14 protein-coding genes are annotated in these 22678 nt (G+C 44.2%); 9 read left to right on the forward strand and 5 right to left on the reverse strand.

Annotated features, from left to right (window positions below):
• Nucleotides 1-163 precede the first annotated feature (163 nt).
• From CALK_RS13260 to tsaE, 4 genes are all read left to right on the forward strand, one after another.
• A complete protein-coding gene (locus CALK_RS13260) occupies nt 164-1177 on the forward strand; it encodes a peptidylprolyl isomerase (protein ID WP_034636540.1) in 1014 nt (337 codons plus the stop codon).
• 212 nt (nt 1178-1389) lie between these two features.
• Nucleotides 1390-2745, forward strand: coding sequence for a sensor histidine kinase (locus CALK_RS02945; RefSeq protein ID WP_022636162.1), 1356 nt, complete (start codon nt 1390-1392; stop codon nt 2743-2745).
• On the forward strand, nt 2729-4300 hold the full coding sequence (gene porX, locus CALK_RS02950) for a T9SS response regulator signal transducer PorX (protein WP_022636163.1): 1572 nt from the start codon (nt 2729-2731) through the stop codon (nt 4298-4300). Before CALK_RS02945 ends, porX begins: the two co-directional genes overlap by 17 nt.
• Nucleotide 4301: 1 nt before the next feature.
• On the forward strand, nt 4302-4736 hold the full coding sequence (gene tsaE, locus CALK_RS02955) for a tRNA (adenosine(37)-N6)-threonylcarbamoyltransferase complex ATPase subunit type 1 TsaE (RefSeq protein ID WP_022636164.1): 435 nt from the start codon (nt 4302-4304) through the stop codon (nt 4734-4736).
• On the opposite strand, the gene CALK_RS02960 is transcribed toward tsaE, so the two are convergent.
• The 3 genes from CALK_RS02960 to clpB all read right to left on the reverse strand — a co-directional run bounded on the left by CALK_RS02960 (nt 4718) and on the right by clpB (nt 11242).
• Complete coding sequence (locus CALK_RS02960; RefSeq protein ID WP_022636165.1) at nt 4718-5548, reverse strand: response regulator; 831 nt, start codon at nt 5546-5548, stop codon at nt 4718-4720. The two genes, tsaE and CALK_RS02960, sit on opposite strands and share 19 nt — an antisense overlap.
• Nucleotides 5439-8573: a PAS domain-containing protein gene (locus tag CALK_RS11990; RefSeq protein WP_022636166.1), complete on the reverse strand. Its 3135-nt coding sequence runs from the start codon at nt 8571-8573 to the stop codon at nt 5439-5441. Before CALK_RS11990 ends, CALK_RS02960 begins: the two co-directional genes overlap by 110 nt.
• 83 nt (nt 8574-8656) lie before the next feature.
• On the reverse strand, nt 8657-11242 hold the full coding sequence (gene clpB, locus CALK_RS02970; protein ID WP_022636167.1) for an ATP-dependent chaperone ClpB: 2586 nt from the start codon (nt 11240-11242) through the stop codon (nt 8657-8659).
• A 304-nt stretch (nt 11243-11546) separates the two neighbouring features.
• On the opposite strand from clpB, the gene CALK_RS02975 reads away from it, so the two are divergent.
• The 5 genes from CALK_RS02975 to leuS all read left to right on the forward strand — a co-directional run bounded on the left by CALK_RS02975 (nt 11547) and on the right by leuS (nt 20109).
• Nucleotides 11547-12761, forward strand: a complete 1215-nt coding sequence (locus tag CALK_RS02975) for a family 8 glycosyl hydrolase (protein WP_022636168.1) — start codon at nt 11547-11549, stop codon at nt 12759-12761.
• 28 nt (nt 12762-12789) lie between these two features.
• On the forward strand, nt 12790-14280 hold the full coding sequence (locus CALK_RS02980; RefSeq protein ID WP_022636169.1) for a family 8 glycosyl hydrolase: 1491 nt from the start codon (nt 12790-12792) through the stop codon (nt 14278-14280).
• Nucleotides 14193-14993: a hypothetical protein gene (locus CALK_RS12765; protein ID WP_155851775.1), complete on the forward strand. Its 801-nt coding sequence runs from the start codon at nt 14193-14195 to the stop codon at nt 14991-14993. Before CALK_RS02980 ends, CALK_RS12765 begins: the two co-directional genes overlap by 88 nt.
• Before the next feature lie 114 nt (nt 14994-15107).
• Nucleotides 15108-17420 (forward strand): glycoside hydrolase family 9 protein, encoded by a 2313-nt coding sequence (locus CALK_RS02990; protein ID WP_022636171.1) that lies wholly within the window; start codon nt 15108-15110, stop codon nt 17418-17420.
• Between the two features lie 136 nt (nt 17421-17556).
• Nucleotides 17557-20109: a leucine--tRNA ligase gene (gene leuS / locus CALK_RS02995; RefSeq protein WP_022636172.1), complete on the forward strand. Its 2553-nt coding sequence runs from the start codon at nt 17557-17559 to the stop codon at nt 20107-20109.
• Nucleotides 20110-20148: 39 nt separating this feature from the next.
• Here leuS and CALK_RS11995 read toward each other — a convergent pair whose 3' ends face one another.
• Both CALK_RS11995 and CALK_RS03005 read right to left on the reverse strand, forming a co-directional pair.
• The gene (locus tag CALK_RS11995) at nt 20149-21090 is read right to left on the reverse strand and encodes a DUF1573 domain-containing protein (RefSeq protein WP_022636173.1); all 942 of its coding nucleotides are present in this window, start codon (nt 21088-21090) and stop codon (nt 20149-20151) included.
• Nucleotides 21091-21131: 41 nt separating this feature from the next.
• A complete protein-coding gene (locus CALK_RS03005) occupies nt 21132-22664 on the reverse strand; it encodes a YifB family Mg chelatase-like AAA ATPase (RefSeq protein ID WP_022636174.1) in 1533 nt (510 codons plus the stop codon).
• Between the last annotated feature and the right edge of the window lie 14 nt (nt 22665-22678).

Raw genomic sequence — 22678 nt, forward strand, 5'->3', positions numbered from 1 at the left:
TATATCTTTTGATAAAAAAGAGTGAAAGTTTTGTCTTCTGTAGCAGTGCCTAACAATGTTTGTTCTTGTTTTTTGCGAGAGTTCTGTAACTCTACACAGGAGATATACTATTTTTGTGAAAATCGATTTTTCCCATATGGTACTGTCACAAAAAGGGGGACGAATGAATAAAATAGGTGTAACCATACTGTTGGGGCTACTCAGCTTTGCAGTTTTTTCAAAGGAGTCGAGTGTGAACGAAGGTGTATTTGCGCAAATGAAGACATCGAAAGGGAGTATCACAATACAGTTGTATTATGATAAAACTCCCCTAACTGTTGCCAATTTTGTTGGGTTGGCAGAAGGGAACATATCTAATACTGCCCAAGATGAGGGGGATCCTTTTTATGATAGAGTAGTGTTTCATCGTGTTGTTGATGGCTTTGTTGTTCAGGGCGGAGATCCAACTGGTACAGGACGCGGTGGTCCGGGGTACCAATTTCCTGATGAAATTGTACCTGGTTTAACCCATTCAAAGGCGGGTATATTATCTATGGCGAACGCTGGTCCTGGCACCAATGGAAGTCAATTTTTTATTACCCTCGATGCACAGCCACATCTTGATGGAAAGCATACCGTGTTTGGCGAAGTAGTGTCCGGTATGGATGTGGTGAACTCCTTACGGCAAGGTGATACGATTCGTTATGTCGATATAGAGCGTGTTGGCAGTACGGCGCAGGAGTTCTCTGCAGATCAAGACCATTTTGATCAACTTCTTGCAGATGTGAAAGAGGAGGAGACGCGTCGGCAGGAAAAAGAGCGGGATGCTCAGGCAGCTTCCATTGCAGAAAAATATCCCGATGCACAAAAATCAGAGGCGGGCTTTTTCTATATTCGTGAGGCGGAAGGAACGGGAGATACTCCCCAAAAAGGAGCAACTGTATCGGTCCATTATACGGGAAGTTTTCTTGATGGACAGGTTTTTGATAGTTCAAGACGACGTGGTACTCCCCTCGAATTTAGCCTTGGCATGGGAGAGGTGATTTCAGGGTGGGATGCTGCTCTGTTAGAAATGAAACAGGGTGAAAAACGAACAATCATACTTCCTCCGGAGCTTGCCTACGGTGAGCAGGGTGCAGGAGGCGTTATTCCTCCCAATGCATGGTTAGTATTTGAGGTTGAACTTATCGATTTTTAAGGTCGTTATTCTCACGGAAGTAGTCAATGGATTCGTGATATATCCGTTGACTGCTTGGTGAGTAATGCTGTTCCCATGCAGGTCTATTCTGAAATATTTTGTGTATACGCGGGGTGGGCTGGCGCTGTTGCATCCTATATACTATATTTGAAATACGAACCCCTCTTTGTCGTTGCTATGACTGCGTATTTTACCCCCGGTGAGGAGTGTCTGTGAGAGAAAAAGGTTTTTTTCAGCGGATTTACGGATATGTACGGAGTGTGCATCCTGAAACGCATATATACCTCTATATAGCCCTAGTCATTCTTGGTATTATTTGGTATGCCCTTTATACTTCCTACATGCTTGAGCGACTCACAACCTACTCAAAAGCTTCCACCCAAGCTCACGCTGAAATGGTGAGTGATGTTCTTTTTAGTGACTTAAGTCAATACCGAAAACATAGTATTATTCAAGGTATTGTGGAAGATTTTGATATGCCCATTATTTTTACCGATGAATATGGTGAGCCCCATATTTGGTGGAATATCTACCGACGAAAAGGGTTGTTCCAACGCGAGAAGATAGCCTATGACGACGATTCTTACGAGACTATCCAGTATCTACGTCAGAAGGTTCGTGAGTTTGAAAATACCTATGCGCCTAAGTTGGTGTATGCAGGCAACTCAGCCACACGCATGGGGTGGCTCTACTTTAGTGATAGTACCTTTCTTTCTGGGGTTCGTCTGCTTCCCTTCTTTGAGGTTTTCTTTGTCTTAATAATTATTCTTGCTATTTATATTGTATTGAAATCCATACTTTTTTCGGAACGACGAAGCTTATGGATTGGTCTTGCCAAGGAGACGGCACATCAAATGGGAACTCCCATTACATCTCTTTTAGGGTGGATTGAGTACTTAAAGCTAGAAAGCACGAGTTATGAATCAGATTTTACCCTTGATTACGATACCATGGAAGAAGACAGCTTTCCCAATAAAGTCAATGATATCGCCAGTGATATGGAACGGGATATTGCTCGCTTGAGAAAAGTGGCAAATCGCTTTGAGCTCATTGGTTCAAAGCCTTCCTTGCGTCCTAGCTGTTTACGAAAGCTTCTTGAAGATCACGGTGCATATTTTTCGCGGCGTGTTCCTGTCTTTGGACGAAAGGTGAACGTCGCTGTTGATATTAAAAATGATCTTCCCCCGGTACTTTTAAATAGCGATCTTCTGAGCTGGGTTTTTGAAAATTTGTTTAAAAACTCCCTCGATGCCATGGATAAAGCAGAGGGTGAGATATATATTAGCGCTGAACATGTAAAGGTTGATAGGGTTGTTATTGTACGACATCGTGATAATGGCTGTGGTGTTGGCAAGGACAAGCGTAACACGGTTTTTTCTCCGGGCTATACCACTAAGAGAAGAGGGTGGGGCCTTGGTCTGGCCTTGGCACGAAGAATTATCCAAACCTATCACAAGGGTAAAATCTATATTTCCTGGACAAAAAAGGGGGAGGGCACTGAAATTGTGATTGAATTGCCCGTAGCACCCCAGGCAAAAAAAGGAGCAGTCCATGCCGATGAAGCGTAAGCGCGTACTATGGATTGACGACGAGGTCGAATATCTTCGTTCACATATCATGTTTCTTGAAACCCGCGGCTATGCCGTAACCCCTGTCTTTAGTGGTGATGATGGGCTGTATCAGTTGCAAAAAGGGGAGGACCGTTATGATATTGTGCTCCTTGATGAGCAGATGCCCGGTAAGGATGGGTTAACTGTTCTTGTGGAAATAAAAGAGCTCTACCCAGATCTTCCTGTTGTTATGGTGACAAAAAGCGAGGAAGAAGAGCTCATGGAAAAAGCGATTGGCAGAAATATTGATGGATATCTTACCAAACCGGTGAATCCAAGTCAAGTGTTACTGGTTTGTAAAAATCTGCTTAATTCCGGAGAATATGTTTCGAAACAGGCCAAAACACTCTTTGTAAAAAGTTATTCTGACATCCAAACATCGCTGAACCGTTCTCTCGGATACAAGGAGTGGGTAAAGCTGTATCACAGTTTAATAAAACGAGAAATGAGTCTTTCTGATATCGATGATGAGTCCATCCGGCAGGGACATCACGGACAGTTTAACGACGCAAATAAGAAATTTGGTGACTGGCTTATTTCAGTATATCCGAAATGGGTTGAGGAATCTGTGGCTCGCCCTACCATGTGTCACGATATCCTTAAAAAATTCATTATACCAGAAATCTCTTCTGGGCGCCCCATTGCCTTTTTGGTTCTTGATTCTCTTCGTATGGATCAATACATTACCATTCAACGGATTATTAAACGAAATTTTCAAGTAAACAACTATTTCTACTACTCCCTTATTCCTACGGCGAAGGAAATTGCCCTTTCTTCACTTTTGACAGGTGCACTTCCGCGTGATATCAAAAAAGAGCATGAAAGCCTTTGGAGTGTGGTGGAGCAGGGAGGTACTGTGTGGGAAGAGTTGGTAAAAATAGGTCTTGAGCCAAGTGATATTCCTCACGAAAAACGAACCTTTTACGATTTTTCCGCAGGGGCTATTGATATAGACTCTATTGCTTCCTCCATTGTACGGGATGGCTGTGTTCCCACCATTCATGCTGATTTTCTACAGCTTTTTGCTGGATTTGACTCTTCTGCAGCGTTGGGTGAAATGGCTGCAAATGGAACAGCCTTTCGTGAGATGCTTGAGTCATGGTTTCGTGGTTCTCGTTTGTATGAGTTACTACGGAGACTGAGCAGTGAAGAAGTTACGGTAATTCTCACATGCAGCTCTGGGAATATCCTCAGCACGCGTGGTACGGAGTACTATGGGCAAGATCAAAAAATATATTCGGGGCGTTTTCGTTATGGAGAATCTGTTTCGTGTGATGAGCGTTTTGGCTATCATCTCACAGAGCCTGAACGATTCGGCCTTCCCGTACGAAGTGATTCCACCCTGTATATTTCATTGAAAGAAAACTATTATTTCACTGAACATGCGTCCTATCAAGAGTATAATCGGCATTATAAGAATAGCTTTGAGCGTGGGGGAGTCAGTATGGATGAGGTAATTCTGCCACTTTCTGTACTAAAGCCAAAGGTTCTTGATTTAGACTTGGACTTTTAGTATGCAATTTACGACACATTCTGCGCAGGAGACTCGTCTAATTGGAGAACGCTTAGCTTCTTTGCTTTCTCCCGGTGCAGTAGTTGCTCTTGAGGGCGATTTAGGAAGTGGTAAGACCGAGTTGGTTCGTGGCTATATGAGTCGTGTCTTTCCGGGAGAGATCGTTCATAGCCCAAGCTTTTCTATTGTTAATACCTATGGCTCAGGGGAACAGTATGTGCATCATTTTGATTTTTATCGGCTTCATTCCCCAGATGAACTATTCGAAATTGGGTTTTCAGAATATCTTGAGAGTACTGCCGTTGTGTTTATTGAATGGGCCGACATGTTTCCCCACGTTATTCCTCCCCATGCAGAGCATATACATATGCGAACGGCTGGAGAAGAGTCTGGTCGGATTATTGAAACAACCCTGTCTCAACTCTGTCCAAAATAGTTGCTGCTGATTGCCTCTTCTATGGCCTTTTTCGCTTCTGCGTACAAACTGTCTATACGTTGTGACTCCGCTTTGATACGATCGCTGTTATGCTCCTTTGCAGCATCCTCCATGAAGGCACTGCAGAGATTGAGCTTTTCCACTCCGAGGTTTGATGTTGCTCCTTTCATTGTGTGGGTGTGATGACGCAGGGCATCCCAATCTTCTGTATTCACAAGGTCGTGGAGTTTTTCTAGATCACGAGGAAAACGTTGGAGAAATGCCGTAAGTATTTTAAGAGCAACGTCTTTTTCGTAATACCCGTGTAAAAACGCTTCCTTGTTAAAGATGAGGGTGGTTTCGGGAATTGGAATCTCGCTGCTCGTATGGGTAAGGATATTCTCAATTTTTTCCTGTAACACATTCATATCTATCGGTTTTGTAATGTAATCATTCATACCAGCTTCTATGGCTTTTTCTTTGATATCTGAAAGAGCGTGGGCAGACATGGCAATAATGGGCGTCTGTTTATTTTTGTCAACATAGTTTCGAATGTACTTTGTTGTTTCAAAGCCATCCATCTCAGGCATTTGTATATCCATAAGTATCACATCATATACCGTTTCTTCGGTCAGTTTTATCACCTCTTTCCCATCCTGTGCTAAATCTGTTTTAACTCCCATTTCTCCAAGTAATGCTAGGCTTACTTCTTGGTTGATCTCATTATCTTCCACAAGAAGAATGGTTGTGTTTTTCAGTGTTGTTTGTGTTTCTTTTTCTGTTGTTTTGGGCGTTGAGTCTGTAGAAAAAACAGAAAGGAGCTCTTGTCCCATCTCCGTAATAGGAGCGTCTTTGTGGATACTGTGGGTGTATTCTGAGTGCACAGGGGGAGCCACTTTCTCGGGTAAGGAGAATTCGTTTGCAACACGAAAAGTCATCGATAGTAGATATTGTTTTTGCAAATTGTGCGGCACTCATCCCTTTCAAGTCATCAGAGACAACAACTCCTTCGTATGCGATCTCTTTTGTATAGAGATGATTAATTGCTTCTGGGGCACTCTCACATCGATCGGCTGTGAGGCGCATATCCTTGATTTTGTTCCACACATACTCTTCATGAGTGGGGATAATAAAGAGTAATGTTCGTTCCCGCAGGGGAGAAAGGGTTATGTCTTTTGGTTGCTGAAGAGGGAGGCGTATCCAAAAAATAGCTCCACGGGGAGAGTTGTCACGAACACCAATTTCTCCTCCCATAAGGGTTGTTAATTCTTTTGAGATTGCTAAACCCAGGCCTGTTCCACCATATTTTCGGGTTGTCGATGTGTCCGCCTGGGAGAATTTATCAAAGAGTACTTCTTTCTTTTCATCCCGTACTCCAATGCCGGAATCTTCCACAGCAATATGTAGGGGAGTATCTTTTGCTGTGGTGACCCGAATAAAAACCCCTCCTTGGTGGGTAAATTTTATCGCATTTGATACAAGGTTTGTTATCACTTGCCGAAGGCGGATTGGGTCACCACGGAAAAACTCCGGTACATCTGAGGCTATGTCATATTTTAGGGAAAGCCCCTTCTCTTCAGCTTTAAAGGAGAGACTGAGCATCGTTTCCGAAAGTAGCTTATGAATACTGAAGTCGATTGACTCTAAATCAAGACGTTTTGCTTCTATTTTAGAAATATCAAGAATATCATTGACTAAGCTGAGAAGAATTTGGCCACTACTACTAATACTCTCTGCAAATTTTTCTTGTTTGTCATCTAAGTTTGTCGAGAGAAGAAGTTTTATAAGACCAAGAATACCGTTAAGTGGGGTTCGTATTTCGTGAGACATGTTTGCAATGAAGTCACTTTTCGCTGAATTGGCAAGTTTTGCCTTTTTTGCAAGTCTTTGAGCAATATCTTTTTGTTTGGTAAGGGCAAGGGTATACTCCTCGGCCTTCTTTCTCATACGCTCTTCATCTTCGGCAATACTTAAGGCATTTCGACTTGTTTCGTCAATGGATTCGACAAGAGTATAGATAGCATGCTCAAGGGTGGTACTTTCTTGCGCAAGACTTTCTTTGAGAGAAAGTAGTTGTGAGAAGAGAGAGGAACATTCAGAAGAGGCGTCTCGTGGATAATTTTCCTCTAAATGTGCGACCAGTTCGAAAAGAGTATCCTTTGCTTCATGGAATTGTCGTATCTGGTTTGAAATATCAATACGAGAGGTTTTCTCGGCAACTTTATTTTGCGTTTCCTGTATATCGATATCAGTGAAAAAGCCCTTTTCCGGATTATATTTTTGTTTTTTATTAAGACGGCGAAGCAGGGTGTTTACCTCTTCCTTAAGTTCACGGATTCGGGTTTCACGACCGTTCATAAGGTGATTCATAATTTCCAGTTCGCGGTACTGTCTTTGCAGTTTCTTTTCTGCCAGCACTTTCTCGGTAATGTTTTCTTTAATAGCAATGTAGTTTGTAATTGCGCCTTGAGAATTTTTTATAGGAGAAATAGTTGCAACTTCATAGTAAATATCGCCGGATTTGTTTTTATTTTCGAATTCACCATGCCAGGTTCTACCGGATGAAATTGTTTTCCATAGTTCTTCATAGTAGCTTTCATCCATATGTCCTGATTTTAATATGCGCGGATTTTCCCCAATAGCTTCTTCGGCTGTATAGCCCGTAGAAAGGGTAAAGGCTGGGTTTACATACTCAATGATTCCTTCAAGGTCTGTAATAACAACGGTCGATTTTGTTTGTTCTATGGCAATGTTAATTCGTCGATTTTGTTCTTCTGTTTTCTTCTGCTTGGTTACCTCTATATGGGTACCAAACATGGTTACGGGGGCGCCTGTTTCATCCCACTCCAAAATCTTTCCCTTCCCATGAATCCACACCCAATGTCCTTTTTTATGATGCATACGAAATTCAATGTCGAGTTCTTCTGATTCTTTTTTAAGGCATTGATTCACGGCGTGCAGTGTTTCGGAAACGTCATCGGGATGGAGGAGGTTTTTCCATGTATCAAAGCCGGTTTCTCCCAATTCTTCCGAGGTATAGCCGATAATATTGACCCATCCCGTATCGAAATACGTTTCGTTGGTTTTTATATTCCATTTCCATGTACCGATGTTGAGAGATTCCGTGATGCGGAAAAAATATTCTCGCTGTGCGTCTGCATAGGCAGATCGATGAATTTGATCTGTAATATCTATTATATATGACACGCAGTCTGAAAGAGCTCCCTCTTCATAGGTGAAGAGGGTGTAGTGATCAACCCAGATGTATTCTCCCACATGAGTTTCAAGGCGGTAGGGGGTATGGTGCAGGGTTTCTGCTTTATGTGATATGGCTTGAGTAATTTCTTTTGTATAGGTGTCTCGATCCTGTGAAGAGATGAGAGATGTATACAAAATTCTATTCTGAAGAAAATCTTTGGGGAAATAGCCGAGAATGGATTGGGTATTCTCAGAAACAAAAGACAGGCTATGAGTATCGATGTCCTTCCAATGAAACAACATGACAGGACCATTCATAAAGAGGACTCGTTCATACTCAAGTTCTTGTCTCTTTTTGTGTGTGTCAGTTATATCAAGGGCAGAACAGAGAACTTGTGAGGCCCCCGCTGATGGTGGGAGATTGGGAATTAAATGCACACAAAAAAAACGCGATTCTCCCTGAGAGTTTTCCATGGATGTCCACGTACACAGGGCCTCTCCAGAGGAGAGAACCTGTTCAATTTCTTCGTATAAGGGGCTTTCTTCGGTGAACATATTCTCCTGCTCTTCTGCAAGATGGAAAAACTCTTGTGTTGCCCTGTTTGCATATTGATACGTGCGCTGTATATCGATTGCCCAAAGTAGAACTGTTTTTCCCATACACACTCCGGAGGTATTTTATGTGTAATTACACTTGATATGTAAGTGTAGCATCCTCCGGAGGTATGCGCAATTCTTTTTTCTTATTTTCGCACTTCGTAGGAGAGAGTGTCCGTATTATTTCGGGTTACTACTACGGTTTGAGTAGCATCCAATTCGCCTGATATGAGCAATTTAGAAATATCTGTTTCTACACGACGCTGGATAAGACGTTTGAGAGGCCGTGCTCCAAAATGGGGGTCATATCCTGTTTGTGCTAAGTATGTCAGGGCAGAGTCATCTATTTCTATTTGAATATCTTGTGCAGCAAGCCGTTTTCGTAGTCGCTCTATCTGTAGACGAGTAATTTCACGTATATGCTCCGTGGAGAGGCCGTGAAAAAGAATTGTCTCATCAATACGATTAAGAAATTCCGGCTTAAAATGGTTATGGAGTAACCCTTCTATGGTTGTTCGTAGGGAGTCCATGTGTGCTGTTCCCTGTTCAAGAATCTTGTCTGAACCAAGGTTGGAGGTCATAATGATAATGGTATTTTTAAAATTTACCACTCGACCCTTTGAATCCGTGACATGCCCTTCATCCAGTATTTGTAGAAGAATATTGAATACATCAGGATGCGCCTTCTCGATTTCATCAAGCAGAACTACCGCGTAGGGTTTACGGCGTATCGATTCGGTTAGTTTTCCCCCTTCATCATACCCAACATATCCCGGAGGTGCTCCAATTAGTTTTGACACAGAGTGTTTTTCCATACACTCAGACATATCAATTCGCACCATGGCTCGTTCATCATCAAAGAGATTTTCTGCCAAGGTGCGGGCGAGCTCTGTTTTCCCCACTCCCGTAGGTCCGAGGAAAAGGAATGAGCCAATAGGTTTGTTGGGGTCATTTAAACCAGCTCGGGCACGAAGGATTGCATCAGAAACGTGATGTACGGCATCGTTTTGACCCACAACTCGTTCATGCAGTCTGTCTTCCAAATGAAGCAGTTTTTCCCGTTCGCCCTGCACGAGTTTTTCAACAGGAATTCGAGTCCATTTGCTTACCACTGTGGCAATATCCTCTTCAGTAATTTCTTCTGAGAGAAGTTTGTTTTCCTCATTATTTCGTGAATGCTCTTCGGCCCGTTGAAGAGCTTCTTCGGTTTGTGGGATACGGCCGTGTTTCAGCTCTGCAGCACGGGTGAGATCGTATTCCCGTTCTGCCCGGGCAAGTTCTGATTTATATTGATCTAAGAGGGCCCGAAGCTCACGTTGTCGTGAGACGGTTTGCTTTTCTCGCTCCCACCGTGTAAGGAGAGTATTTCGTTTTTCTTCAATATCTGCGAGGCGCTCACGGAGTTCCCGTAATTTCTCAGAATTTTGAAATTCATCATCTTCCTGCAGCCCGCGTATCTCTATTTCAAGTTGGAGTTTTTTTCGTGTTAATTCATCTATCTCAATAGGAGAGGAGTCGATCTCCGTACGGCGTAATGCCGCAGCCTCATCCATGAGGTCAATGGCTTTATCCGGAAGAAATCGAGCGGTAATATAGCGATCGGAAAGGGTCGCCGCGGCAATGAGAGTGTCATCACGAATCTTAACCCCATGGTGCACTTCATAGCGATCACGAAGCCCCCGGAGTATGGATACAGTATCTTCCACCGTAGGTTGTTCAACCATTACTGTCTGGAATCGTCGCTCCAGAGCGGCATCTTTCTCAATATGCTTTTGGTATTCGTCAAGAGTTGTGGCTCCAATACAGTGAAGCTCTCCCCGCGCCAACATCGGTTTTAAGAGGTTACCAGCATCCATGGAACCCTCTGTCTTTCCAGCCCCGACAACGGTGTGGAGCTCATCGATAAAAAGGATGATAGAACCGGCGTCCTTTACTTCTCGAAGAACCTCTTTTAAACGTTCTTCAAATTCTCCACGATATTTGGCTCCGGCAATGAGTGCTCCCATGTCAAGAGAGACGAGACGTTTCTCTTTTAAGCTTTCCGGTACATCTCCCTCTATGATACGCCGGGCAAGTCCTTCTGCAATAGCTGTTTTTCCTACGCCGGGTTCACCAATTAACACAGGATTATTTTTGGTTCGCCGTGAAAGAATTTGGATTACCCGACGAATTTCTTCATCGCGACCAATGACTGGATCAAGGTTTCCTTCACGGGCACGATTGGTAAGATCTTGACCAAATTTTTCCAGAGCATTCATGGTATCTTCAGGAGTATCCGTGGTTATTTTTTTGTCTTTGCGTAACTCCTTTACAGCAGCCTCTACTGCTTCTGCGGTTATACCGTGGGAGGTAAGTATCTGTTTCATGGGGGGACTTTTATGGAGAATTCCCAAAAACAGATGATCCGTAGATACGTAGGCATCTTGGCTTTTTCGAGCTCTTTTTTCAGCATCAGCAAGCACCAGGGTGGATTCTCGTGACAGGTATGGGCTTTGTGCACCGGTTCCACTTACAGAGGGGAGTTTGGCAAGTTCGCGATCAAGGGCCTTTTGTAACATGTCCCGATCTTTCCCCATGGTGGTTAATAACTCTGGTATAAATCCCTCTTCTTGAGAAATAAGGGCATGGAGAATGTGGACAGGGGCTATTTCGCTGTTGTTTCGTTCAAGGGCAGTAAGTTGTCCTTCCTGTATTGCTTCTTGGGCTTTCTTGGTAAATGTTTCAAAATTCATGGGAAACTCCTTTGTATTTTGAATACGATTCTTTTCATGTGGTCTAAAACAAAAAGTGTGCCAATCCGTATGTAAGACAATTTCGATCGCTTTTGCAACAATTTGTTTGAAATTTTAACAGAAATCGCCTATGATGTGGCAAAAGGAGTGGTAAAACTTCGCTTTTTTTTAAAATTGGAATCTCCTGTCCATGGGGTATTAAATGAGCAAAAATGTCAAAAGATAAATATGAAATATGAACAGTTTTGTATATACTATACAGTAAGCAGTAATAGGATATACCACCGTGACAAGTGAGTTGTGTATGGGCCACGTCGTTTTCTTCCTTCTATGGATTCTTTGTGCAGGTTGTATTGGTGCTGATACTGTGCCTCACCGCCCTTTTCCACAGGAGGAACGGTGGGGGCATGCGATTCGTCCCAGCCAGTACTCTCAAGAAGAGTTGAATAACCACGTGGTTGATCTGTATGAGTACTACCGTGATACGTATTTGCGCCCGTCTCAAAGAACTGAAGGAGGGTATTATATCCACTCAGGTGGAACAAATGTTAATTTTTCTACCACGGCAACCGTTTCGGAAGCTCATGGATATGGTATGATACTTTTTGCTCTTATGGCTGGGCATGATGTGGAGGCAAAAGAGTATTTTGATGGTATGGTTGCTTTCTTTCTGGATCATCCCAGTGGTGCCAATCCTTATAATATGTCATGGGAAATTGAGGGGCAAGAACGTCGACGCCCCAGAAATTCTGCTACCGATGGAGATTTAGATATTGCCTATGCCCTTATTTTGGCGCACAATCAATGGGGTTCCACGGGGCGGTATGACTATCGTCAAAAGGCATACGACATGATTATTCATGGGATTTTGGTGGATAATATGTCTCAGCGTACAAAACGAACCCTTCTGGGTGACTGGGATAGGGATCACTATACCTCTCGTACATCCGACTGGATGCCTGCTCATTTTCGCGCATTTGCAGATGTTACGGGGGATGACTTTTTTCTTGAGGCTATTGATACTGTGTACGCCTTGATAGAAAGTGTACAGAGTGAATTCTCTCCTCACACCGGCCTTCTTCCCGACTTTATTACGGGGCGGTTCCCCGAACCGGATCCCCGTGGTGGTGGAACCTATGAGAATAATTCTGAGAAGTATGATTGGAATGCGTGTCGAGTTCCATGGCGGATTGCCACGGAGTATCTACACCATGAATCTCCTGCGGCGCGAGAGTTTTGTAGTACCGTTATAGAGTGGCTTATTGCCCACACTGAGGGGGATCCCCGTCGTATTACGGCAGGCTATACCCTTTCGGGTGAAGAGTTAGTAGATTACTCTTCTGTAGCATTTCAGGCGCCTTTTGCCCTTGCGGCAACGGTTGATGAGCGATTCCAAGACTATCTTGATGCATCGTGGGATATCCTGCGTAAAGATCGTGGTAATGGTGTGTATGTAACAGCGATTAATTTATTTTCCATGCTTTTAATTTCGGGTAATTGGTGGGCCCCTCAAGGATAGTTAGGTACTGTAACCAGATGGAGTTGATATGCCGTGTATAAAACTGTTATTCTGTCTTTTTGTTCTCAGTGTTCAGCTGTGGGCAGGGCCACAAAGACCGTTTCCGCAAGAGGTTTCCCCTGAGCATGCAATTCAGCCTGATAGATATACCCAGGAAGAGATGAACGAAGATGTTATTGCTGTCTATGAGCATTACAAAACCTTTTTGCGTGAGTCTTTGCGTACCCCCGGGGGATATTACATGCTTGCTGGCGGAACAAACATTGGCTTTGATACCACGGCAACAGTTTCCGAGGCTCACGGGTACGGTATGATTGTTTTTGCTCTTATGGCAGGATATGACGAGGGAGCTAAGGAATATTTTGATGGAATGTATCAATTTTATCGAGACAATCCAAGCTATGTTAATTCCTATAATATGGCATGGGAAATTGAGGGGTTGGAGCGTGAACGTGGTGAGCGTTCCTCAGCCACCGATGGGGATATGGACATTGCCTATGCTCTTCTTCTTGCGCATCGTCAGTGGGGTTCAGATGGGGAAATAGACTATTTGCAGGCGGCACAAAATCTTATTACCCGGGGGTTAAAAGAAGACTGCATGTCTCCTTATACGGCTCGTATTATGCTGGGAGATTGGGATCAATGGAGTGATAATTATCACTATACCACACGGAGTTCAGACTGGATGACTGCTCATCTTCGGACCTATTACTGGGCAACGGAAGATGCGTTTTGGCTTGAAGCGGTAGACACCGTGTACAGTATTATGGATGCCATCACCCAAAACTATTCTCCCCAGACGGGGTTGATGCCTGATTTTGTTGCCGGCAGAGATCCCTATCCCGACCCTGATGGAGGAGGTACTGGTGAACCAAACTCACATAAATATGACTGGAATGCATGCCGTGTTCCTTGGCGTATCGGTATGGATTATGTTCATTTTGAAAGCCCGGAGGCACGAGAAGCAGCAAAAAATATGATGACATGGGTCATGGAAAAGACCGGAGGAGATCCTGCTGAGATAGTGGGAGGCTATCATCTTGATGGTACGCCAATTGAGGGGCGGGCACCAACGATTGCCTTTCAAGCACCCTTTGCAGTAACAGCCATGATTGATGAAGAATATCAGGACTTTTTAAACAAAAGCTGGGCCCTAATGCGAGAAGGGAAAGAGACAAGCGTATATCGAACAGCACTCAACCTTCTATCTATGCTTGTGGTATCGGGTAACTGGTGGAACCCTGTGGAGGAAAGACCGGGGCAGAGGGAGTTTCGACTAAATGTGCATAATGGCACCGGTGGTGGTGTCTACGAAGTGGGGGATACGGTGACTATCCATGCGGACGATCCTCCTGCCGGTACGGAGTTTTTAAGTGGGGTGGGGATGTTTCTTTTCTTCCAACGTCAACAGAAAAGACAATCGTCTTTACTATGCCACGTCAAGATCTTTTCTTTACTGCATTTTATAGAGATCCCTCTGCAGAAAAAGATACGACGGGACTTTCCCCGTGTCTTATAGAACATATTTCCTGGGAGGTCGATGCCGATCTTCTTGGTTCGGAGGTTCGTTATACTACGAATGATGAGTTCCTTGAAATTTCACTTTCTCTTCTTGAGGATGGCTATAGTAGTTACTCATGGATAAAAGCGGTAGGCCGTGCAGAGGGGGCATATGATGCGGTTGATTATATTGCTGTTTCCTACTCTGCAGACAGAGATTTCAATCTTGTCCTTGACCAAAGACAATTAACTGATAGAGGAGCCTCTCATTTTTACCAGCTTCCTGCAACGGACACCGTAACAACCCTCTTTATTCCTGTTGGAGATTTTGTCCAGCCAGACTGGACACCTTCGTATTTACAACGAGATACCCCCCGTATGGAAGATGTCTATGCCCTTTCATTTCAAGGAAGAGAGAAAGGGAGTACCACGGATATCTCCTTGTATAGCCTCCGACTAAATTATTTTGCTCCCTATACAACAGAGACGATTTCTTCGTCTGTAGAGTCATCTTCTTACGGTATACGACATGCTCCGGGGCGAATACTCTTTCCACGGGAAATTTCCCATGGATTGTTTACTCTGTATACAACACAGGGGCGTCGGGTTCATGAAGAGCAACTATTTCAAGGAAATACGGAGCTGCGGATTGATTTTCTACGCAGAGGTACGTACATCGGTGTTCTGGAGACATCTGATGGAAGAATTGTACATACTTTCAGCGTAAAATAGTGGCAATTATGTCAGAAATGTATTAAATTACTACGGAGATGAAACAGAACAGGAACTACTCCTGGGTTGGTTTTCATAGAGGATATTACGGTGTTTTACAAAAAGAGGTTGTGTATGAAGGTTACAAAACGTACTATGGTATCTGCTCTTATGTGTATCACCCTTGCGGTGATGACATTTGGACACGATTATCAAAAAGCTTTAAATATGTCTGTCCGTTTTTTTGGTGCCCAGCGATGCGGTAGTGACGTACATTCATGGATTGGACATGAGTCATGTCACTGGCACGATTATAGCATTGATGGGGTTGATTTGGGTGGTGGCTGGCATGATTGCGGAGACCATATTAAATTTGGTCTTACCGGTGGCTATTCAGCAGCATTGCTTCTGCACGCCTATTTAAATTTTCCAGATGCCTTTGAAGATAATTACTCCTACGAAAATTCAGCCGGTAGTCCCAATGGTATCCCCGATGTGTTAGTTGAGGTTAAACATTACACGGACTACGCGTTAAAGATGCTTCAAGGCGACACTTTTTACTACCAGGTGGGAGATATGCAGAGCGATCACCACCAGTCCTGTTCTCGCCCCGATTATCAAACAAACAATGAGACCGGAGGCTCCCGTCGGTATTATTCTGTAGATGGAGGGGGGGCTTCCAACGTTGCGGGTACCCATGCTGCTGTGCTTGCCATGATGTCACGGGCATATCGTGAATTTGACGAAGAGTATGCGGACTTATGCCTGGAAACGGCCAAAAAGATGTTTGCCTTTGGTGATGCAAAACATGAAGCCTTAGGTACAATGGATGGTCAAGAAGAAAACAGTCCCTATGAAGATGATACCTTTGCTGACGACATGGCCTTCGGTGCTATTGAGCTGTATAATGCAACGGAAGAGCAAGACTACTTACTGGCAACTCGTTCCTTTGTAGAAAATGGTGGAGGTCTTCCCACGTACTATGTTTTAAATTATAACCGTGTAAATCCTCTTGCTGTGTATAGTTTTGCGCAAGTCCTTTCGTCTCAAGGAACTGGTCTGAGACGTGAAGTAGATAATTATCTTGATAAAATGACAGATCTTGGTTTTGCTTTCTGGAATGGATGGGGTAGTTTAAAGTATACTGCGGCCGGCTCGTATGTTGCCTTATTAGCCTATGATCTTTTTCCTGATAGCACGCATTACCGTGATTTTGCAGAGGCAAACATCGACTTTATTCTTGGAGATCATGGCGGTTCTGCTGGTAATTTCAGTGCGGGATATAGTTTCCTTTCTGGATATGGGGATGATTACCCCATGGATTTAATCCACCACAAGGCTGCTTTTGGTGGGGCACCATGTGCCTTTGGTTCCGGATGGGGCCAGTTTGGCAGTGATGCTGCAAATGAGTATCGTCTTGAGGGAGCTCTTGTTGGTGGTCCCACCGATGAAGGAGGGACGTATTGGGAACAACGTGGCGGAGATGGCGGGTATTACACAAGTGAAGTGTGTATTTACTATAATGCTCCCTTTGTAGCTGCTTTGGCGGCATTCCTGCATGAAGGTGATGATGACGGTGATGACGGCGATGATGACGGCGATGATGATGGCGATGATGATGGCGATGATGATGGCGATGATGATGGCGATGATGATGGCGATGATGATGGCGATGATGTAAATCTTTCAGGGTATCTTGGATGGTATGTATATCACGATGATTTTGGATCATCCATAGATACATCAGGTGGTCTCCTCCAAGATGATAGCTTGGTAGAGATAACGTTTGATATGGTTGAAGAAAATGCAGATGATGAAATTTGGCCGTATGGTGGGTTAGCTACAGCTCTTTCTACTTCCTTAGCAATGCCAGAGTATATCACTTTTAGCTATTCTGCAACCAACGATTTCAACGTTGTCCTCCCCATGGATGCGGTATCACAAGCTGGAGGTGATTATCGAGCATCTCTTCCTGCTACAGGTGGATCATGGGAGACTGTTACCTTGTCCTTAAATGCGAACACCTTTTCTCAGCCGGGGTGGGCAGATAACGTAGACTTTGATAAGTCTACGGTTGAGTCCTTTGAAATTACTCCCGATTTTGATGGAGCCACCGGAGAAATTGCAATTCGTGGAGTCTATATTGACGGTTTCTCTCCTGACCAGGTGCCCCTTATTGGTAGTGGCCGTTCTGTCTCTTCAGGCACGGGAATATCCTTACTATCTGTAACAGAACAGTCTTTGGGGATTTCTGTGCCTGATGCTGGCATGTATACAATTAGAGCATTTACTCCTGATGGTCGTAAGGTTGGACAAATCGTAAATCGTATGGAAGCGGGTGAAAACCGTGTCGGTTGGTTCGGTCAGAATACCTTTGCCAGCAATGTAATATTGTTGCAGGTACAAGGTCAGGGGTATTCTCAAGTGTTGCGAGTTAATATGCGTTAAAACTACGTGTAGTATCGGTAAAAGTTGAAGCGGAGAAGGGGTTACTTCTCCGCTTCTGTGTTCTCATAGGATTGAGTAGAGAATAATTGTAGCAGGATATATATTAGGGAAGAAAACCACCAAATCAGGAGGAGTTGTGAGCGAATATATCCCCGCTAACATAGAAAAATACTGGCAAGATACATGGGAAAAAGAGGGGCTTTTTTCTGCTAAAACCGATGAGACAAAGGAAAAGAAGTACATTCTGAGCATGTTTCCTTACCCTTCCGGCGCACTGCATATGGGACATGTGATGAATTATACAATTAACGATGTTGTTGCTCGGTATTATATGATGAAGGGGTATAATGTCATGACTCCTATTGGGTGGGACTCCTTTGGCTTACCCGCTGAAAATGCGGCAATTCGTTTGGGTATTCACCCGTCAGAAAATATAGAAACCAATATTGCACGCATGAAAGATCAGATGAAAATGGCCGGTTGGGGCTTTGATTGGAAACGCGAGCTTGCCACTTCATCTGAAGCGTATTATCAATGGACGCAAGAACTCTTTCTCCGTTTTTATGAAAAGGGATTGGTAGAGAAAAAAGATGGAACGGTAAATTGGTGCCCCAGCTGTGAAACCGTCCTTGCCAATGAACAAGTACAGGATGGTAGTTGTGAGCGGTGCGGCACCACTGTATCTCAGCGTGATCTTGCACAGTGGTATTTTCTCATGTCTCAATATGCTCAGAAACTTCTTGATGGACATAAAAATTGCAATGAATGGCCAGAACGGGTTATTAAAATGCAAAAGGAATGGATTGGCCGTTCTGAAGGAGCAACAATTCGATTTCAAGTGGAGGGGCATGATGAGTCGGTAGAAATCTACACGACTCGTCCTGATACACTGTGGGGGGTTACTTTTATGTCTATGGCTCCGCAACACCCCTTAGTTGAGACCTTGGCTGCACATGCTGATGATCCTGATTCAGTGTTGGGAAAAGTTGCTGAAATGCGATCTTTAGGAACATCAGAAAAAGAGTTACAAGCGCGAGAAAAAGAAGGGGTGTTCACCGGTGCCTATGCCATAAACCCCGTCAACGGTGATCGTATTCCTATCTATGTGGGGAATTTTGTTCTCATGAATTATGGAACAGGTATCGTTATGGCTGTTCCAACTCATGACCAACGAGATTTTGAATTTTCTGAAAAATATGGTATTACGCGAAAAATTGTCATCCAACCTGAAGATGCGTCAGAATCATTTACTGTTGCGAATATGACAGAGGCATATACCGGTGATGGCGTACTCGTCGATTCAGGCCCCTTTACGGGACAAAATAATCGCCATGCCATGAACGATATCATTTCATGGTTTGAAGAGAAAGGATATGGGCGACGGGAGGTTAACTTCCGTTTACGTGACTGGCTTTTATCACGACAACGATATTGGGGCTGTCCCATTCCCATGATTCATTGCCCCAGTTGTGGCACGGTTCCGGTTCCCCGCAAAGATCTTCCTGTGCAACTTCCCGAGAATGTAGAGTTTCAGTCCGGTGGAGATTCACCCTTGGCTTATTGTGAAGACTTTGTCTCTGTAGCGTGTCCAGAGTGTGGTGAAGCAGCACGTCGGGAGACTGATACCATGGATACTTTTGTCGATAGCTCGTGGTATTATTTGCGATTTTGTTCTGCTCAATGTGATGATGCGCCATTTCATTCAGATGAGGTGAACTATTGGGGCCCCGTTGATATCTACATTGGGGGTATTGAACATGCAACTATGCATTTGATTTACGTGCGCTTTTTTGCTCAGGTCTTGAATGAAATGGGGGTGATTGATTTTACAGAGCCGGCAAAGAAGCTCTTCACGCAAGGGATGGTCTGTTCTACCGCTCATTATTGTACTACCCATAAGTGGCTTCATGAGAGCGATGTCAAAGACGGAACCTGCGTCCATTGTGGAGCGGTTGTTACCAGTGAAGTAACAAAAATGAGCAAAACAAAACTGAATGTGGTTGATCCAGAAGATATTATTTCAAAGTACGGTGCAGATACAATGCGTATGTACATCCTTTCCGATACCCCTCCCGTCAAAGATCGCATTTGGAGTGAAGAGGGAGTTCATGGTATTTACCGTTTTATCAAACGGTATTGGGCTGTTGTTCAAGATGCCATTGCGCACCTTATGGATCCTGCAACTCCAGATGAAGGAGCAAGTGATGCGGCTATTCGTTATGCTGCTCATTACGCATTAGAAAAATCTATCGCCTCTTTCGAAGAGAATTGGCAGTTTAATACCGCCATTGCTCGAGCGATGGAGTTGACGACTACGATTAAAAAATTGACCCCGAAAACAGGGAAAAGATCCTTACGAGAAGCAGTCTCAATACTTGTACGGACAGTTGCTCCAATTATTCCTCATGCTTCGGAAGAGCTCTGGCAATCACTTGGGGAGACTGGTTCTATCTTTTCTGCCAGCTATCCAAAGGTAGATCCTTCGGCCCTCATACAGGACGAGGTAACTATTGTGGTACAGGTGAATGGAAAGATGCGGGGTAAATTTACCGCCGCCAAAGATTCTGCCAAAACAGATCTTGAGAAGCGTGCCTTTGAAGAGCCAAATGTGCAGAAGTTTACCGAAGGTGCTACGGTACGAAAAGTGATTGTGATCCCCAATAAAATAGTTAATATTGTGGTATCCTAACTTTACGGGGGGGGCTTTTCTACCGTTTTGAGGCTCCCCCTACTCTTTTCCTTCCAAGGTCACTACTGCTCGGGTAATTTCCCCATGAGGTCCGTAAAACAGAAGTTTTCCTCCCGCATATCCTTCTACGCTACTGTAAAACGAAATTGGTACGGTGTGCCGTTCAAGTTCAGATGGATAGCGTTGTTTTAGTCTACGGTGTATTTCTTGAGCCGGTCGAGCTGATGGACCGAGTAAGTTGGCTACATACTCCATGATTGCTTCTCGTTCATCCAGTATGTGCATACATTGTTTTGCGTAGTCTGAAGCCGGACATACTTCTTTTAAGGCAGTAAGAGGGGGATCTGTTTTAAATCCCGCATCTTTTATAAGACGGGTTTTGGCAGAGATATAATCTGCAAGGGCTGCTATAACCAGGTCAGGATTAACCTCAGAAGGCTGGTGCGTGAATTCTACGGGGATCTTAATATCTTCCTCTGTTGATGTGCCTCGAAGAAAATAGATGTGAGTGAGGGGAAAGATACTTTTTTCTGTGAGTACATACAAAGTATCTTTAAACTGATTCTTGTGAGCGTCTTCCTCGACAATATGAAGAAAGCGACTTTCGAGGGTAAGTCCGGAAAAGGCGTGTGCTCGAAGATGAATACGTTGTATACTTTCATTTTGTGCATTACTAAAGAGAGTGACGGAGTGTGCATGTTGCCCGCTACCTGCAATGGAGAGATGAATTGTAAGGTGCGTGGAGTCTCCCGGAGCCACAATACTATCATAGGTAACATCGGTGCAGCCACAGCTCATGCGGACACGTGATATCTTGAGGGTATCTTGGCCGGTGTTCTGTACAATAAAGGTGTGTACGGTATCGATGGGGGTGCCTTCATAGGGCAAAATGCCGAAGTCATGCTCTGTTGTATCAAGCTCTAATAGAGCAGCATGTGTTGGGTACAGCACAACAAAAAAGATACAAAGAAGGAATTTCATGGGAGCATCCCTTGAAAGAATAGTACGTTTTACAAAATATATCAATTCCGCCGGCGATCAAGGGTACGATATTGTATTGCCTCAGAAACGTGTTGGGAGGATATGGTCGGACTACCTGCAAGATCTGCTATGGTTCTGGACACCTTAATGATGCGATCGTAGGCTCGTGCAGAAAGTCCGAGTTTCTCCATGGCTTTTTTGAGGAGCAAACTTGACGATTCATCCATATCACAATGGGTACGCATATGCTGTGGCTCCATAGATGCATTGCTATGAATGGAGGTCTTAGCAAATCGCTCTCCTTGAATTTTTTTTGCATGCTCTACATGCTGTTGCATCTGTTGTGACGTACTGGTTCCCTTCTTTTGTTTTAGTTCTTCGTAAGGAAGGGCTGGTACTTCAATATGAATATCTATACGATCGAGGAGGGGACCCGATATCTTTGAAATGTAGCGGGCGATGGACGTTGGGGTACAGGTACATCGCTGGGAGGTGTCTCCGTAATATCCGCACGGGCAGGGGTTCATTGCAGCAATGAGCATGAAGTTTGAAGGGTAAGTAAGGGTAAGGCTTGAACGGGATATGGTTACTTGTTGATCTTCTAAGGGTTGTCGCAGGTTTTCCAAAACATTTTTGTTAAACTCTGGCAACTCATCAAGAAATAGTACCCCGTTATGGCTTAGGCTAATTTCGCCTGGACGCGGGTAGGAACCTCCTCCGGTCAATCCAGCATACGAGATTGTGTGGTGGGGTGAGCGAAATGGTCGGGTTGTTAAGATGGGACGTTGTGGGTCAAGTTTTTGTGCAACAGAGTGTATCTTGGTAGTTTCCAAAGATTCATCGAGGGTGAGGGGCGGAAGGATGGAGGGGATACGTCGTGCTATCATGGTTTTTCCGGAACCGGGAGGTCCAATCATCAGGATATTATGATTCCCCGCTGCGGCTACAGTTATGGCACGCTTCACATGTTCTTGCCCTTTTACATCGATAAAATCTTTTTCTCCACGCTCTCTTTGAGAAAAATATTCTCCTATTCGACAGCGACAGGGTGGAATGTTTTGGGTTCCTTCAATGAACTGAACACATTCAAGAAGATTTGCGAGAGGTACAACATCAATTCCCTCAGCTACAGAGGCCTCTTCGGCATTTTCCCGGCCAAGAAGAATACGAGAGAACCCCTGTTCTCGAGTGCCAAGACTAATAGGTAGGCACCCCGTAATTTTTTTTATCGACCCATCAAGGGAGAGTTCTCCAATAACAACAGTATTGCTCATATCGGTATGTGGGTGTACCTGTCCTGAGGCAATAAGTATCCCTACGGCTATGGGGAGATCGTACGCAGAGCCTTCTTTGCGAATATCTGCCGGTGCCATGTTTATGGTTACTTTTCTCGCGGGGAATTCAAACCCACAATTTTTAATAGCAGACATTACCCGCTCTCTACTTTCCCGAACCGCTCCATCGGGAAGGCCTACGATGGTGAAGCTTGGAAGGGCTTCCGTAATATCTGTTTCAATTTTAATTGTGAAAGCATCAAGGCCGAGAAGGGCCATACTGTAAACGTGTGATAGCATTGCAGTTCTCCCGT

Source organism: Chitinivibrio alkaliphilus ACht1, assembly GCF_000474745.1.
GTDB classification, from domain to species: domain Bacteria; phylum Fibrobacterota; class Chitinivibrionia; order Chitinivibrionales; family Chitinivibrionaceae; genus Chitinivibrio; species Chitinivibrio alkaliphilus.